Origin of the sequence: Gordonia aichiensis NBRC 108223, from assembly GCF_000332975.1 — a bacterium.
GTDB classification, from domain to species: Bacteria; Actinomycetota; Actinomycetes; order Mycobacteriales; family Mycobacteriaceae; genus Gordonia; species Gordonia aichiensis.
In genome coordinates, this window is record NZ_BANR01000003.1 from 483,705 (window position 1) to 499,507 (window position 15,803).

Here is a 15,803-nt window from a genome sequence, read left to right on the forward strand (position 1 = left end):
CGGGTGTTGTCGGCGACAGATCGCAGTACGCGATGCGATCGAAGGCACAATTGGTCCCCCGGTTGCTGACCCGCCACACAGCACACCGCTTGCCATCTCCTCGCCATATGCTCATCTCGAATTTCTGATCGAGACGAGCAAATAACGGGGGAATCAGTGCTGCGCAGGGGATTTCGTATTTGTCCGATTCCGCGACGTCGTGTAGGGGTGAGTGTCGTCGCAGCGTTGTCGGCCGCGCTCGTGGTGTCGGCGATCCTCGCACCGACGGCCGTAGCGGCGACGAGTAGCAGCGCAGATCCGGTGGGGGCGGGACCGACTCAGTCGAACTTCCGCGCGGCTGCGCGGTTCCCCCATCCCGAGGCCAACCCTCCCGGAGCCAACAACTGGGCATGCCGCCCCTCCCGCGTACACCCGCGTCCCGTCGTCCTCGTGCACGGAACCTGGGAGTCGGCGTATCAGACCTGGGCGGGCTTCGCGCCGCTTCTGGCCAGGCACGGATTCTGTGTGTTCGCACCGGAACTGGGCATCCTCCCGGAAGAGTCCGGCGGTGGCCTGCCCGCGCTGCAGATGGGTGGCCGGTACGGAGCGGGTCATGTCGACGAATCGTCGACGCAACTCGCGGTGTTCGTCGACAGGGTGTTGCGGGCGACAGGGTCGCGTCAGGTAGATCTCGTCGGTCATTCCCAGGGTGGGATCATCGCGCGGGGATACCTGAAGTTCCACGGGGGAGCCGACGTATCGAATCCCCTGCGGAACAAGGTGTCCCGCGTGGTCACGATGGCCGCGACCAATCATGGGACCACGATGGACGGAATGGTCGATCTCGAGCGGTCCATGCGCGCAGCAGGCATCGAGATCGGTAAGGAGGTCGACGCGGCGTCGGGCCCCGGCGGTGCAGACCAACAGGTGGGATCGGCATTCATCACGCGTCTCAGCAGTGGTGCGGACACCGTGCCCGGCGTGGACTACACGGTGCTGACGACGATGTACGACGAGGTCTCCACGCCGTACACGGCGTCGTTTCTGACCGCAGGGCCCGGCGCGCGGGTCAGCAACATCGTCATCCAGGACGGCTGCGCGGGCGATCACACCGAGCACACCGACTTCACCTACTCCCCGCGGGTGCAATCGCTGGCGCTTCGCGGCCTCGGCGCCGACGTCGAGCCGGTGTGCATCGCGCGGTGACGTACGTCCGCGCGAACGGCACTTGAACTCAGCCTGATTCTTGGGCTGGGCAGATCCGGTGGTGGTGCGTAGCGTCGAACAACCGTGACTGCGACTTCCGTGACCTCATCTGGAGGGCCCATCGATTCGGCGAGCGCCACCGGCGCACCGCCGCGCGCGAGTTGAGACCGACGACGAGCGGCGTCGCCGACTTCGGACCGTCGCGCTGGCCAGCCTGCTCGGCACGACCGTCGAGTGGTACGACTTCTTTCTCTACGCGACCGCGGCGAGTCTCGTCTTCAACACAGTGTTCTTCCCGCAGCAGAGCGGGTTCGTCGGCACACTCCTGACGTTCGCGACGTTTGCCGTGGGGTTCGCGGTACGCCCGATCGGCGGCGTCGTGTTCGGTCACATCGGCGATCGGATCGGTCGGAAGAAGACGCTCGCGCTGACGATGGGGATGGGCGTCGCGACCGCACTGATGGGCGCGCTCCCGACTGCAGCGCAGGTGGGCATCGTCGCGCCGATCCTGCTGTTGCTGCTCCGTATCGTCCAGGGGTTCGCGCTCGGCGGGGAGTGGGCTGGTGCGGTGCTGCTCGCCGTCGAACACAGCCCGCGGGCCCGGCGTGGCTTCTTCGGCTCGATACCGCAGATCGGTCTCGCACTCGGATTGGCGCTCGGCACTGCGGCTTTCGCCCTGCTGCAGGTGGTCTTCGACGACGACGCATTCCTCGCCTACGGCTGGCGGATCGCCTTCCTCGGCAGCATCGTGTTGGTGGTCATCGGATTCGTGGTGCGTCTCAAGGTCGACGAGACGCCCGCCTTCCGACAAGTCGACGAGCTCTCTCAGAAATCATCCGCTCCACTCAAAGAGGTGGTGCGCCAACCGTATACGCGCAACACCGTACTCGGAATGCTCGCACGGTGGGGCGAGGGGTCGGCGTTCAACACGTGGGGCGTCTTCGCGATCGCCTATGCGACGACACAGCTCCACCTGCCCAAGGTGTCGGTTCTGGTGTCGGTGACGATCGCTTCGTTGGTGATGGCTGTGCTTCTTCCGGTTTCGGGATCACTCACCGACCGCTTCGGTCCCCGACGGGTGTACCTGGCGGGCATGATCGCCTATGCGATCGCGGTGTATCCGGTCTTCGCGCTTTTCGGTACCGCAGAACTCGTCTGGTTCACGGTGGGACTCGTGGCGGTCTTCGGCGTGATTCACGCGCTGTTCTACGGCGCGCAGGGCACATTGTTCGCGAGTCTGTACCCGACGCCCGTCCGCTACACGGGGCTGTCGGTGGTGTACCAGTTCTCCGGAATCTACGCGTCGGGCCTCACCCCGCTGATCCTCACCGCGTTACTCGGCGCCGCGCACGGCGCACCCTGGTTGGCTGCGGGATACCTGGTGCTGACCGGCGTGATCAGCGTCGTCGCCACATTCTTGATCCGCCGTCGCGACCAGTTTCTCTGAGGCGGCAGGCTCTTCGAGTCGACGCCGCACCAGGTTGTCAGTGAGCGCGCACGAGCGGCGAATCGGTGAGACCATGCAGACGTGACGACCGATCAGGTGAGTGACCGGCTGGCGGAGCTCGCACACCGATGCGGGGTGAGTACCGGCTACACCGGTTGGGATCAGAAGTATCACGAGGTATCGCGGGCCACGGTGGTCGGCGTGCTCGCATCGCTCGGCGTCGCCGCCGACACCGACACCGACGTCGAATACTCACTCGCCGAACTCGGTCTGGCTCCGTGGAGATCGTTCCTGCCTGCTGTCACCGTCGTGACCGAAGGCGACGACGCGAGCTTCGCGGTGCACGTTCCCCACGGCGACCCGGTCGCGGTCAGCATCCGCACCGAATCCGGCGACGCCATCACGCCGAGACAACTCGACATATGGACCCAGCCGCGTGACGTCGACGGTGTGCTCACCGGTCGGGCGACCTTCGCGGTGCCGAGCGATCTGCCGCAGGGGTACCACGAGATTGTCGCGGCCAACCCGGCGCGCGATATCACCGGCACCGCGCCATTGATCGTCACGCCGCGTCGACTCTCTACCGCCGACGACCTGCTCGGCGAACAGCGATGGGGGCTCGCGGTGCAGTTGTACTCGGTGCGGTCTGCGGCGTCGTGGGGAGTCGGCGACTTCGCCGATCTCGCGCGAATCTGCGAGATCGCGGGAAGCGTCTACGGCGCCGATTTCGTGCAGGTCAACCCCTTGCATGCCGCGGCCCCACGCTCACCCGTCGAGGCCTCGCCGTATCTGCCCGCGACGCGGCGATTCGTCAACCCGCTCTACATCAGGATCGAGGAGATCCCCGAGGTCGACGACCTACCCAAGCCGCAGCGCAAACAGATCAAGGCGCTGCAGAAGGAGTTCTTCGCCGACGACCTCGATGCGTCGAGAATCAAGCGCAACAAGTCCTATCGGGCGAAGCTCGACGTCCTGGAGCTGATTCACGACGTTCCGCGGAGCAAACGCCGAGAACACGCGTTTCTGCGCTTTCGGAAGCGAGAAGGCAAGGGCCTGAAGAGCTTTGCCACGTGGTGCGTGCTCGTCGAACGTTTCGGCAATGACGAGACGAACTGGCCGGACAAAGCCGGTGACCCGAGATACCTGAAGCGGTTGCGACGACGCTACGGCGATCGCGTCGACTTCTACATGTGGTTGCAGTGGATCTGCGACGAGCAACTCGCCGCAGCCCAGCACTCGGCGACGTCGTCGGGTATGGACATCGGGATCATCACCGATCTGGCTGTCGGGGTCGACCGGCACGGAGCCGACGCCTGGATGCTCGGCGACGTGCTGGCCTCGGGCGCGACCGTCGGCGCACCGCCGGACGGCTTCAACCAGCAGGGGCAGGGCTGGAATCAGCCGCCGTGGCACCCCGGTCGGCTCGCGGCGGCCGGGTACGCGCCGTATCGCGACATGCTGCGCACCGTGTTGCGGCATGCGGGCGGACTTCGCGTCGACCACATCCTCGGGCTGTTCCGGCTGTGGTGGATTCCCGACGGGATGGGGCCGGCCGGCGGAACCTACGTCCGCTACGACCATGACGCGCTGCTGGGCATCCTGGCGCTCGAGGCGCAACGTGCAGGTGCTGTGGTGATCGGTGAAGATCTCGGAGTCTTCGAACCGACCGTGCACACAGCGCTGTCCGAACGCGGCATTCTCGGGACGTCGATCCTGTGGTTCGAGCACGGCGACTCCGCGCCCATTCCGCCCGAGGACTACCGGCAACTCTGCCTCACGTCTGTGACCACCCATGATCTTCCCCCGACGCTGGGCTATCTCGCAGGTGAGCACATCGACCTGCGTTCCGAACTCGGACTGCTCGAGACGTCAGAGGCAGACGAACGTGCGCGCGACGCACGTGATCGCGACGCCATCCTCGACATGGCGCGTGCACGAGGGTTACTCGACGCCGACGCCGACCTCACGAGTCAGGACACCGTGGAGGCGCTGTACCGACTCATCGCCGCCAGCCCGTCGGTGCTGCTCGGCGTCGCGCTGGTCGACGCGGTCGGGGAGCGGCGTATTCAGAACCAGCCGGGTACCGACAGCGATCAGTACCCCAACTGGTGCATTCCGCTCGCCGACGAGGACGGGACCGCCGTACTCGTCGAGGATCTCGCCAGCAGTCGTCGCTTCGCCGATCTGGTCTCGGCGCTCGTGAGCGAGGGCGTCGGCGCGCATCGGCGTGGCAGGAGCGACGGCGGGAGCAGCCAGGGCTGAGAAGTCCGGGTGCGTCGGGGGTGGGGTGCGTCGGGGTCCGGGCGCGTCACACGCTACGCGTAGGTGCGAGCGTTTTGGCGTCGTACCGCGATCGCGGTCGAGACCAATGCGATGAGGGCGAGAACACCGACGGCGACGTTGAACACGACCCCCGATGTCCTGAGTCCCCAGTGCGACGCCGCGATGCCCTCGCCGACGATCGGGATCGAGATGGCGACGTAGGCGACGACGAAGAACGTCGACATCACCTCGGCGCGGCGGTCCTCGGGGCTGGCGGCGACGACCGATGCGAGTCCCTTGCTGAACGAAAGCCCCTGTCCGGCACCGGCTATGAGCGCCCCGATGACGAGTAGGGTGAACGACGCCGCGAGCAGGCCGCCGACCAGGACCGCCATGCCGACGACCAGCAGCGCGCAGCCGACGAGCAGCGCGCGTTCGGTCGGCACCGACCGTCCCGCGATCTGTGCGGCCGCGGAGGCCCCGAACAGCAGGAACACCAGGATTCCTGCCAGCGCGTGCGAGTCGATGCCGAGTACGTGCGAAACGAACGACGGCGTGACGCCGGTGAACGTACCCATCACCGCGAACCCGGCGAAGGCTGCGATAGCGGCGCGCACGAACACCCCGCGCGTCTCGGGTGGCACGGAGAGTCTCTGCACCGACAGTCGGACTCCTCGCTTGCGGGTCACGGGTTCGGTCATGAACCAGATGCCGACGAACACGATGCCCAGCAGAACGAGGTCGACGATGAAGGCGGTGCGCAGCGGTCCGGGCGCGAACTGTGCGAGCAGTCCGGCGATCAGCGGGCCGAGACCGAGGCCGCCGATGTTGGCTGCGGTCGCGAGTGCCGGTGCGCGGTGACGCCAGTTCGGCGGGGCGAGTTCGATGACGGCTGCGGTCGCTGCACCTGCGTAGATTCCCGCTGACAGGCCGGAGAGCACCCGCCCGATCATCAGCTGCCACACCGGGCCCGCGGTCAGGAACACGACAGCGCTGAGCGCCGACAGAAGCGCTCCGGCGATGAGCAGCGGACGTCTGCCGAGGATGTCCGACCACCGTCCGAAGCAGACGAGCGCCACGATGACGCCGGCTGCGTAGACGGCGAAGATGATCGTCGTCGTGGTCACGCCGAAGCCGAGATCGGTGGCGTAGATCGAGTACAGCGGAGTCGGCAGCGTGGTGCCGAGCATCACGACGGCGAAGGCCGCGATGGCCGCGACGAACGAACGCATCCCGGACCGGGGCGTGTCCTCCGATGCCGTCGACTCAGGGGATTGTGCGTCAGGCGTCTGCGTCATACGTCACCAAGCGCCCCGACCGCTCGTCGTATTCCTCCGGACGTACCTCGCGCTGTCAGTGCAGGTCCGGGTTGTGCCATGCGTGGGTGAGAACTGTGCCCGGAATGTCGGGACGGACGCATACCGCCGCACCCGCCGTTAGTGTTGATGCGTGCCAGCCACTGATCCCACGGTCCTCGCCACCACCTCGCGCATGCCGTTCGCCGTCGACGAGATCCACAAGCTCGGCGTGACAGGCCGCCGGGTGATCGCCGCAGACACCTTCAAGTCTGCGCCGGGAAGCCACTCGCGCGGGGCCAGCAAGCACTACACGGTGCCCGCACCGACCCAGGAGACCGAGGCCTTCATCTCCGCGATCATCGACATCATCGACGCAGAGAACGTCACCTGGCTGCTGCCGATGTTCGAGGAGGTGTTCTACCTTGCCTACCATCGTGACCGGTTGACGGCAGGGCACAGCGACCTCGAGCTGTTCTTTCCCGAGTTCCAGACACTGCACCGCGTGCACGACAAGGTCGGCTTTGCCGAGCTGTGTCGATCGCTGAATTTACCTGTGGCAGAGTCGATCACCGCGACCAACCCCGACGAGCTGCGTGCGGCGACGACCCGCTGGGACCACTGGTTCGCACGTGCCGCCTACGGCCGCGGCGGGCTCGACGTCGTCACCAACACCGGGCCGCTGGCTGCCGAGACGAGTCTCGATGCCGTGCACCCCACCGTCGACGACCCGTGGCTGGTGCAGGAGTACCTCAGGGGTGTCGATCGCTGCAGTTGGAGCGTCGTGCATCACGGTGAGGTGGTCCTGCATTCGTGCTACGAGCATCCGTTGGCCATCGACAATCGTGGTGGGATCGTGTTCGAGTCGGTCGATTCTCCCGAGTCGCTGCACGCGGCGCAGACCATCGCGCGTGAACTGAACTGGCATGGACAGATCAGCTTCGACTTCCTGGTGACCGACGACGGTGTGCACCACATGGTGGAGTGCAATCCGCGTCCCACCGCCGGCTGCACGGTGGCCACACCGGAGGAGTTCGACGCCGCACTGTTCGATCCCGGTGAGCTCGTCGTCGTTCCGCCCGGCCGCAAGAAGATGATCACGGCCGCCGTCGTCCGCGACGTACTGATGCACCCGTCGCATTGGAAGGTCAACCGCGCAGCGGTGCGCGGTGCGTCAGGGGTCTACGACCAGCGCAAAGACCACCTCCCGCTGTTGTACTCTGCGCTGTCGCTGCAACACGTCGCCGCCTACCGCAAGCAGCTCGGGGTGAACCGTAAGAAGGGCGAGCAACTCGTCGCCACGCAGTTCTTCGACGTCCTCTATGACGGCTCCGCGATCCGCTGAGCACTGAGCATCGGCGTGAGCCACTCTATGCTCCGATGGTGACCTGGGTTACTGTGATCATAGGTAACAGATAGTTCGGGAGCGGGGTGTGCCGTGGTTGTGCCAGATCATGAGGTTGTCGTCGTCGGCGCCGGTTTCGGCGGAATGGGCGGTGCCATCGAACTCAAGCGGCAGGGCGTCGAATCGATCGCGATACTCGAGCGCGAGGACGATCTCGGCGGTACGTGGCACGTCAACCACTATCCGGGACTCGCGGTCGACATCGCGTCGGTGACGTACTCGTACTCCTTCGAGCCGAATCCCTTCTGGTCTCGGCTGTTCGCCCCTGGAGCAGAACTCAAGCGGTACGCCGAGCACATCGCTGACAAGTACGACCTCAAGCGGCACATGGAGTTCGGAACGAGCGTCGAGAAGGCCGAATGGGACGAGCGGACGCGGTTGTGGACGGTGTACACCTCGGATGGCGCGAGTCGTACCTGCCGCTACTTCGTCACCGCCACGGGATTTCTGTCCCACCCGCACATCCCTGACTTTCCCGGGCTCGACTCCTTCACAGGAAAGGTGCTGCATACCGCCGACTGGGAGGACGGCTTCGACTTCACCGGGCGTCGCGTGGCGGTCATCGGCACCGGCGCGACAGCGGTGCAGTTGATTCCGGAGGCCGCCCGCGACGCACGTCATCTGACGGTCTTCCAGCGCACACCGATCTGGGTGGTGCCCAAGGTCGATTTCCCCATCCCGTCGGCGGTGCAGAAGCTGTTCTCCGCTGTGCCGCTGACGCAGCGCGCTGCCCGGGTCGTGAACACCTCACTGCTCGAGGCCCTCATGGTGTTCGGCGTTTTGCACTTCCGACAGTTCAAGCCGGGCAACAAGGCCGCCGCACTGCTCGCGCGTGCGCACCTGCGGGCGCAGGTGCCCGATCGGGCCACCAGACGTGCGCTGACACCCGACTACGACTTCGGGTGTAAGCGACCGACGTTCTCCAACAAGTACTTTCGTGCGTACGCGAAGTCGAACGTCTCATTGGAGACCGCTGGCATCGGGCACTTCGAGGCCGATGCCATCGTGAGCGGGGACGGGACGCGACATGAGATCGATACGCTCGTGCTCGCCACCGGATTCGATCTGTGGGACACCAACTTTCCTGCCATGACGGTACTCGGGCGCGAGGGTCGAGACCTCGGACGATGGTGGCGCGAGAATCGTTTCCAGGCGTTCGAGGGCATCACCATCCCGCGCTTCCCGAACTTCTTGTCGCTCAACAGTCCGTACTCCTATAGCGGACTCTCGTACTTCACCACCATCGAGGGACAGATGAAGCACATCGCCCGCCTGTTCGGGGAGCTGCGTCGTCGTCGGTGCGAGGTCTTCGAGGTGACCGACGCCGCCAACACCGAGTTCCTCGAGGAGGTCACCGAGAATCTGCAATCCTCGGTGTTCTACCGCGGAAACTGCGCGACGTCGCGTAGCTACTATTTCGATCCGCACGGCGAGGCGACGCTTCTGCGCCCGAACTCGACGCTGACCACGTTGCGCGACATGGACACCTTCCCGCTGGACTCCTACAGCTACCGCTGATCGCGTTCGGGTTGCGTAGGTGTGTCCCGGCGGTCACGAACCGACGTTGGCGGTCAGGTTGATCAGCAGCGCGACGATCACCGTGCCGAAGAAGTAGCTCAGCAATGCGTGGAACACGATGACACGCCGTAATTTCGACGATCCGATGTCGGTGTCGGAGATCGCGTAGCTCATCCCGACGGTGACCGCCATGTAGGCGAAATCGCTGTAGCGCGGGGGATCGTCCTGGTGAAAGTCGACGCCGGCAGGACCGTCGGTCCCGAAATACGCGCGCGCATAGTGCATGGCGTACATCGTGTGGATCGCCGCCCACGAGGCGACGACGGACAGCAGTGCGATGAGGAGCAGCACCGGGTCCTTCCTGGAGAGCACTTCGACGATGCCGATCAGACTCATGAAGGCCGCGACGAGAATGATGGCGAACGCACCCAACCGCGTCGGTTCCTCCTTGCTGGCGTGGGTTTCGGTGGCAGTGTTGTCCATCGGCCACAACGCCAGCCACGTCCAGATCACGAACAGGCCCGCGCCGATCGCCCACCCGGCGAGCGGAGCTCCCCGGGGGATCTCCTGCGCGATGCCCACGGCGGCCGCAGCTCCGACCGCGATACTCACCACGAGCCGCACGAGCGCGGGCGCGTCACCACGATGGGGCATCCGGAGCCAGTCCCGCCCAGAACTCGACGATCCAGAACTCGACGATTCAGAACTCGACGGTCCGGAATCTTCTTGCCCGGAACGCCCTCGATCGGCACTCGTTCGGTCGGCATTCATGGACCAAGTACACACCGGGCGCGACGAATTTACAGTGGGGACATGCGCGCATGGTCAGTCAACCGGCCCGGCCCCATCGGTGAGCACCCCATCGAGTTCGTCGACAAACCGGTGCCGACGCCCGGCCCGGACGAGTTGCTCGTGAAGGTGCGCGCCTGCGGCGTGTGTCGTACCGACCTGCACGTCACCGAGGGCGACCTCCCGGTCCATCGTGAGGGGGTCACGCCGGGACATGAGGTGGTCGGTGAGGTCGTCGAGTCGGGTGAGGGTGTGCGCGGATGGCGTCGCGGCGAACGAGTCGGGGTCGCATGGCTGCACCACACCGACGGGACGTGCAGGTACTGCGCGCGAGGTGATGAGAACCTCTGTCCGGCGTCCACGTACACCGGTTGGGACGTCGACGGTGGATACGCCGAATACACGACGGTGCCTGCCGAATTCGCCTACCGCCTTCCCGATGGCGTCGACGACGTCACGCTCGCGCCGCTGCTGTGCGCGGGGATCATCGGCTATCGCGCTCTCGTGCGTGCGTCACTGCCCGAGGGTGGTCGACTGGGGTTGTACGGATTCGGCGGCAGCGCGCATCTGTGTGCGCAGCTGGCGATCGCACAGGGTGCCGAGGTCCATGTGATGACCCGTGGCGCCGAGGCACAACAACTCGCTCGGTCGCTGGGCGCAGCATCGGTGAACGATGCATACGATGCTCCCCCGGTACCGCTCGATGCCGCCATCACGTTTGCGCCCGTCGGCGACCTGGTACCCGTCGCGATGCGTGCACTCGACCGCGGGGGCGTGCTGTCGATCGCGGGAATACATCCCTCCGACATCCCCGCGTTGAACTACGAGCGAGAACTGTTCTACGAGAAGGAGATTCGCTCAGTCACGGCCAACACGCGCGAGGATGGACGCGAGTTCCTCGAACTCGCCGCGCGCTACGGCATCGCGGCCACCACGCACACGTATCCGCTGTCGAAGGCCGATCAGGCGCTCGCCGACCTCAAAGCCGGACGATTCGACGGAGCCGCGGTCCTCGTCCCGGACGCATGACCACGAGAGCTCAGACCGGTGCCAGCAGGTCCGGGCCGTTGTTCGCCACCCTGTTGACCAGGGGCGAGACCTCACGGATTCCGATCGCGCCCGCCACGTCGTCGCCAGGGGGCGAGAACAACTCGGGCGGGGCCTGATGGTCGGGATCGAGCCAGGTGCTCCAGTTGTCGAAGGGCATGATCAGCGGCATACGGTCGTGGATCTCGCGCAGGTCGCCGACTGCGTCGGTCGTCAGAATCGTGCAGCTCAGCAGGGGAGGGCTGTCGGGATTCGATCGGTCGTGCCAGGTCGACCAGAGGCCTGCCATGAACACTCGTGTCCCGTCCTTCGGGGACATGAAGAACGGGATCTTGGTCGGTTTGCCCCTGCTGTCGGCTGGGCCGGGCTTCCACTCGTACCAGCCGTCCATCGGTACCAGGCACCGCTTGGACTTCACCGACGTGCGAAACGAACTCTTCTCAGCCGCGGTTTCGGCACGAGCGTTGAACAGCAGCGGCCCCTTGCCCACCTCCTTGGCCCAGGACGGGACCAATCCCCACCGCATCGCGCGGACGCGCAGGCGTGGGTCGTCGTGCGGGTCGTCGTGGGAATGACGTTCGACGACGGTCAGGATCGTCGTCGTGGGCGCCACGTTGTAGTTCGTACCGAGCGGTCGCGCCGCGCGGTCGTCGCTGCCGGCACCCGACTGACCGCTGTCCGTCGCGGCGGTACCAGCTGCGTCGTCGGGCCCCGATGCAGCTGAGGCGGGTACCTCATTGACCGCATCGATCTCGGCAGCGAGTTTGGCAGGGTCGGTGGTCACCGCGAAACGTCCGCACATGGCTCCATGCTGTCACGCGGGACCGACACGCTTCAGACAGCGATGTCGGCGGTGACAGCGGATGTCGCGGCCACCAGGTCGGCCGGGGCGAGTTCGACTTCCAGGCCGCGTCTGCCCGCGCTGCACAGGACACGGTCCCAGTTCAGCGCCGACGAGTAGACGACGGTCGGTAGCGCTGTGCGCTGTCCCAGCGGGGATACGCCGCCGAGCACGTAACCGGTCGATCGGGTGACGGCCTTGGCGTCGGCCATCACCGCTTTCGACGCCCCGAGCGCCGCTGCGGCGGCCTTGAGCGACAGTTTGCGCGGGACCGGTACGACGGCGACGGCCAGGCCACCCGGACCGCCGGTCAGTGCCACGACGAGGGTCTTGAGGATCTGTTCCGGCGCCACGCCAAGCGACGACGACAATGCATCGACCGCCTCGGCCCCGAACGCCTCGGTTTTCCGGTCGTGGGTATAGCTGTGCACCTCGTGCGGTACCCCCGCGGCCGTGAGCGATGTGAGCGCCGGAGTTGCCGCCATCGAAACCCTCCTGTGTGTGCTGCGGGTGTCCACGAATTCGGACATGCGCGGAACAATTGTCGTCACCACCCTGTTGACCAACAATGTCAGGGCCGTGACCGACCGCTGCTCAGCGGGTGGTTCACACAGCTGCGGCCCGATACGCACAGGACAGCAGGACAGATCGAGGAGGTGGATCGTCGATGGGAGCAATGGTGCTCGATCGACCTGGGAAGCTCCAGAGGGGAGCGGGGTCGGTAAGCTTGATCGACATCACCGGTGCATCCGCGAGGCCCTTTGCCGGGGTTGGCGGTACCGGAGTCATCAGCGAAGGGAATTACGTGGCTTCTCCCGAGTCCCCCGACTCTGCCGGCGGTGCTGACCGGACAAGCGACACCGCCCCCGACCAGTCTGCCCAGGCGTCCGCTTCCAGCTCGGCGGGGTCGGCCGCGCCGCGCCGCGCCGATCCGTCAGAAACCGATGCCGACCTGACAGAACGGTTCGAGCGTGACGCGCTCCCGTTGCTCGATCAGATGTACGGTGCCGCGTTGCGAATGACGCGTAATCCGGCAGACGCCGAGGATCTGGTGCAGGAAACCTACGTCAAGGCGTTCTCGGCGTTCGCGTCGTTCCGTGAGGGCACCAACCTCAAGGCGTGGCTCTACCGCATCCTTACCAACACCTACATCAACGGCTACCGCAAGAAGCAGCGCCAGCCTGCCCAGTACCCGACCGACGAGATCACCGACTGGCAGCTCGCCGCCAACGCCGAGCACACGTCGACGGGTCTGCGTTCGGCCGAGATCGAGGCGCTCGACGCACTTCCAGACGACGAGATCAAAGCAGCGTTGCAGGCACTTCCGGAGGATTTCCGGATGGCTGTCTACTACGCCGACGTCGAGGGCCTTCCCTACAAGGAGATCGCCGAGATCATGGACACCCCGATCGGGACCGTCATGTCACGCCTGCACCGCGGCCGGCGTCAACTGCGTGAACTGCTGACAGATGTCGCACGCGACCGAGGTTTCATCCGTGAGCCTGCGTCGGAGAGCGGGGCGGCCCGATGAGTGACTCGACTCCCGACGTAGCGCCGGCGGACGATCCCGAATTCAGCTCCCTCGACTGCTCCGCGGTGATCGCCGACGTGTGGCTCGTGCTCGACAACGAGTGCGATTCCGCGGCACGTGCCCGGCTACAGCAGCACCTCGACGAGTGCCCGTCGTGCCTTGCGCACTACGGCATCGAGAGTCAGCTCAAGGCGCTGATCAACCGGAAGTGCGGGGGAGACCGCGCTCCGGACAGCCTTCGCGACCGCCTGCGGGTGGAGATCCGCAAGACCGTTGTGGTGCGCGAAACCCGGTACTCCACCGGAGAGTGACCTCGATCCCGGGGCTCGGCCCGCGGTCTCACCGGCACCGATTCCAGAGTTCGGGGTCAGACGTGGGACAATCACTGAGCACATCGGAGACGAAGGAGGCCCGTCATGGGTAAGCGCGGACGCAAGAAGCGCGCACGCAAGAAGAGCGCAGCCAACCACGGCAAGCGCCCCAACGCCTGAGCTGCGTGCCAGACGAAACGCCCGGAGCGTGATCGCCGGTCATCTCGACCGCGTTCCGCCCGGGCTTTTTCGTGTCGTCGCGCGGGATGGACGGCGTTTCGCCGGTGGCCGTCGGGTCTCGGGCCTGTGGTGTCGCGGCGGTGCCGCCGCGGCGGTGGATTAGATTTGGTGCCATGGCAGAAGATGTGGTCGCCGAGATCGTGGCGAGTGTTCTCGAAGTCCGGGCAACTCCCGGCCAGCAGATCGAGATCGGCGACACACTGGTGCTGCTGGAATCGATGAAGATGGAGATCCCGGTGCTGGCCGAGGAATCGGGAACCCTTGCCGAGGTCCTGGTCGCCGTGGGTGATGTGATCCAGGCAGGCGACGTCATCGCGATCTACGAGTAGTCGCCGACCACGACCCGTAGCCGATGTCGACTCTCGCGGATCTTCTCGCAGAACACACCACGCTGTCCGATCGCGCAGCTGCGTACCTGCAGCGCCTCGTCGCCGAGTGGCAACTGCTCGCCGATCTCTCGTTCGCCGACTTCCTGCTCGCGGTGCGCGCCGAAAGTGGCGAGGTGGTGACGGTCGCGCAGTGCCGCCCGAATACGGCGTCGACTGTCTTCCCGAGTGATCAGGTCGGCATGGTCGTCGATGCAGACGCCAACCCGCAGGCGCTACGTGCCTTCGACGAGGCGCACATTCTGCGCGAGGAGGACCCCACCTGGGTCGGCCCGGTCGCAATTCGGCGCGAGGCGGTCCCTGTCGGATTCTCCGGCGAGGTCATCGGTGTCCTCACCAGGGCCGTCGACCTCACACACCCGCGACTGCCGTCGCCGTTGGAATTGGCTTATCAGGACTCCGCCAACGATTTGTGTCAGATGGTTGCCGACGGCACGTTCGCACGACTGGAGGTCAATCCGCGTGGCCTGTCGACCCCACGTGCCGGCGACGGTTTTGTGCGGATCGACGAGCGCGGCGTCGTCGTGTATGCCAGTCCCAATGCGCTCTCGGCATTCCATCGCATGGGATGGACCTCGGAACTGTCGGGGAAGCGGCTGTCCGATGTCACGACCTCCCTGCTGACCGATCCTTTCGAATTGCACGACGCCGCAACCATGATCGACGTCGCCGCAGGCGTCATCGCCCCGCCGGAGGGGCCCTACGCCGACATCGGGATGCGGATGGAAGCCGATGCGCGGCGAGCGACCGTCCTGCTCAGGGCAGTGCCATTGCGTCCGCGCGGAGTGAGCTCCGGCGCCGTCGTATTGATCCGCGACGTAACCGAGGTCAAGCGCCGAGACCTCGCTCTGATCAGCAAGGACGCAACGATCCGGGAGATCCACCACCGGGTCAAGAACAACCTGCAGTCGGTGTCGGCGCTACTGCGCCTGCAGGCGCGTCGCACCTCCAGCGAAGAAGCCCGATCTGCCCTGGTAGAGGCCGTGCGACGGGTTGCAGCCATCGCCACCGTGCACGAGTTGCTCTCCGGAAGCGTCGACGAAGAGGTCGACATGGACGAGGCGGTGTCACGTCTGCTCCCCAGCATGGTCGACGTCGCGGCGGGGGAGACGCCGGTGTCGATCAGCCATCGCGATCGGCTCGGGGTGCTGCCGGCCGAACTGGCGATGCCACTGGTGATGGTGCTGACCGAGCTGATCCAGAACGCCGTCGAACACGGTTTCGCGCAGCCGCGCGGTGAGGACGGCGCGCTACCGCGCGGTGAGGATGGCGCGCGCATCGAGATCTCCGCCGACCGCGACGTACGCCGCATGGTTGTGACGGTGCGCGACAATGGTTCCGGCCTACCCGAGGACTTCTCCATCAATGGCTCCGAGCGATTGGGGCTGCAGATCGTGCAGACGCTCGTCACGATCGAGCTCGGCGGCGAACTCGACATCGGACCCAATCCGGAGGGTCGGGGCGCGCAGGCGCGCATCGCTGTTCCGCTCCATGCGCGCACACCCACATGAGCGTCTCGACAATGAAAAAGACCCGGCGCGTGGCC

General features: G+C 65.8%; 15 protein-coding genes. 11 read left to right on the top strand and 4 right to left on the bottom strand.

The window, feature by feature from the left end:
- The first annotated feature begins 207 nt into the window (after window positions 1–207).
- From GOACH_RS03625 to malQ, 3 genes are all read left to right on the top strand, one after another.
- Window positions 208–1,185: an esterase/lipase family protein gene (locus GOACH_RS03625; RefSeq protein WP_005170700.1), complete on the top strand. Its 978-nt coding sequence runs from the start codon at window positions 208–210 to the stop codon at window positions 1,183–1,185.
- Window positions 1,186–1,309: 124 nt separating this feature from the next.
- Window positions 1,310–2,632 carry an MFS transporter gene (locus GOACH_RS03630; RefSeq protein ID WP_083859011.1) on the top strand — a complete coding sequence of 441 codons (1,323 nt, stop codon included), beginning with the start codon at window positions 1,310–1,312 and terminating at the stop codon, window positions 2,630–2,632.
- 81 nt (window positions 2,633–2,713) lie between these two features.
- The gene (malQ, locus tag GOACH_RS03635) at window positions 2,714–4,894 is read left to right on the top strand and encodes a 4-alpha-glucanotransferase (protein WP_005170704.1); all 2,181 of its coding nucleotides are present in this window, start codon (window positions 2,714–2,716) and stop codon (window positions 4,892–4,894) included.
- Between the two features lie 53 nt (window positions 4,895–4,947).
- On the opposite strand, the gene GOACH_RS03640 is transcribed toward malQ, so the two are convergent.
- Entirely contained in the window at window positions 4,948–6,192 is a 1,245-nt protein-coding gene (locus GOACH_RS03640; RefSeq protein ID WP_005170706.1) for an MFS transporter, read from the bottom strand.
- Between the two features lie 193 nt (window positions 6,193–6,385).
- On the opposite strand from GOACH_RS03640, the gene GOACH_RS03645 reads away from it, so the two are divergent.
- Window positions 6,386–7,534 carry an ATP-grasp domain-containing protein gene (locus GOACH_RS03645; RefSeq protein ID WP_373279070.1) on the top strand — a complete coding sequence of 383 codons (1,149 nt, stop codon included), beginning with the start codon at window positions 6,386–6,388 and terminating at the stop codon, window positions 7,532–7,534.
- A 93-nt stretch (window positions 7,535–7,627) separates the two neighbouring features.
- On the top strand, window positions 7,628–9,112 hold the full coding sequence (locus GOACH_RS03650) for a flavin-containing monooxygenase (RefSeq protein ID WP_005170712.1): 1,485 nt from the start codon (window positions 7,628–7,630) through the stop codon (window positions 9,110–9,112).
- Between the two features lie 33 nt (window positions 9,113–9,145).
- On the opposite strand, the gene GOACH_RS03655 is transcribed toward GOACH_RS03650, so the two are convergent.
- Entirely contained in the window at window positions 9,146–9,766 is a 621-nt protein-coding gene (locus GOACH_RS03655; RefSeq protein WP_005170715.1) for a DUF1345 domain-containing protein, read from the bottom strand.
- Between the two features lie 159 nt (window positions 9,767–9,925).
- Between GOACH_RS03655 and GOACH_RS03660 the strand changes: the two genes are divergently transcribed.
- A complete protein-coding gene (locus GOACH_RS03660) occupies window positions 9,926–10,930 on the top strand; it encodes a zinc-binding alcohol dehydrogenase family protein (RefSeq protein ID WP_005170718.1) in 1,005 nt (334 codons plus the stop codon).
- Window positions 10,931–10,940: 10 nt separating this feature from the next.
- Here GOACH_RS03660 and GOACH_RS03665 read toward each other — a convergent pair whose 3' ends face one another.
- Both GOACH_RS03665 and GOACH_RS03670 read right to left on the bottom strand, forming a co-directional pair.
- Window positions 10,941–11,750: an SOS response-associated peptidase gene (locus GOACH_RS03665; RefSeq protein ID WP_005170719.1), complete on the bottom strand. Its 810-nt coding sequence runs from the start codon at window positions 11,748–11,750 to the stop codon at window positions 10,941–10,943.
- A gap of 32 nt (window positions 11,751–11,782) precedes the next feature.
- Window positions 11,783–12,274 carry an aminoacyl-tRNA deacylase gene (locus GOACH_RS03670; protein ID WP_005170721.1) on the bottom strand — a complete coding sequence of 164 codons (492 nt, stop codon included), beginning with the start codon at window positions 12,272–12,274 and terminating at the stop codon, window positions 11,783–11,785.
- Window positions 12,275–12,594: 320 nt separating this feature from the next.
- On the opposite strand from GOACH_RS03670, the gene GOACH_RS03675 reads away from it, so the two are divergent.
- The 5 genes from GOACH_RS03675 to GOACH_RS03690 all read left to right on the top strand — a co-directional run bounded on the left by GOACH_RS03675 (window position 12,595) and on the right by GOACH_RS03690 (window position 15,768).
- Window positions 12,595–13,320: a sigma-70 family RNA polymerase sigma factor gene (locus GOACH_RS03675; protein WP_040517694.1), complete on the top strand. Its 726-nt coding sequence runs from the start codon at window positions 12,595–12,597 to the stop codon at window positions 13,318–13,320.
- The gene (gene rsrA, locus GOACH_RS03680; protein WP_005170724.1) at window positions 13,317–13,631 is read left to right on the top strand and encodes a mycothiol system anti-sigma-R factor; all 315 of its coding nucleotides are present in this window, start codon (window positions 13,317–13,319) and stop codon (window positions 13,629–13,631) included. The genes GOACH_RS03675 and rsrA overlap by 4 nt, the downstream gene beginning before the upstream one ends.
- A gap of 105 nt (window positions 13,632–13,736) precedes the next feature.
- A complete protein-coding gene (locus GOACH_RS24585) occupies window positions 13,737–13,811 on the top strand; it encodes a 50S ribosomal protein bL37 (RefSeq protein ID WP_109239415.1) in 75 nt (24 codons plus the stop codon).
- Between the two features lie 173 nt (window positions 13,812–13,984).
- A complete protein-coding gene (locus GOACH_RS03685; RefSeq protein ID WP_005170725.1) occupies window positions 13,985–14,200 on the top strand; it encodes a biotin/lipoyl-binding carrier protein in 216 nt (71 codons plus the stop codon).
- A gap of 23 nt (window positions 14,201–14,223) precedes the next feature.
- Window positions 14,224–15,768: a sensor histidine kinase gene (locus tag GOACH_RS03690; RefSeq protein WP_005170728.1), complete on the top strand. Its 1,545-nt coding sequence runs from the start codon at window positions 14,224–14,226 to the stop codon at window positions 15,766–15,768.
- The last annotated feature ends 35 nt before the right edge of the window (window positions 15,769–15,803 follow it).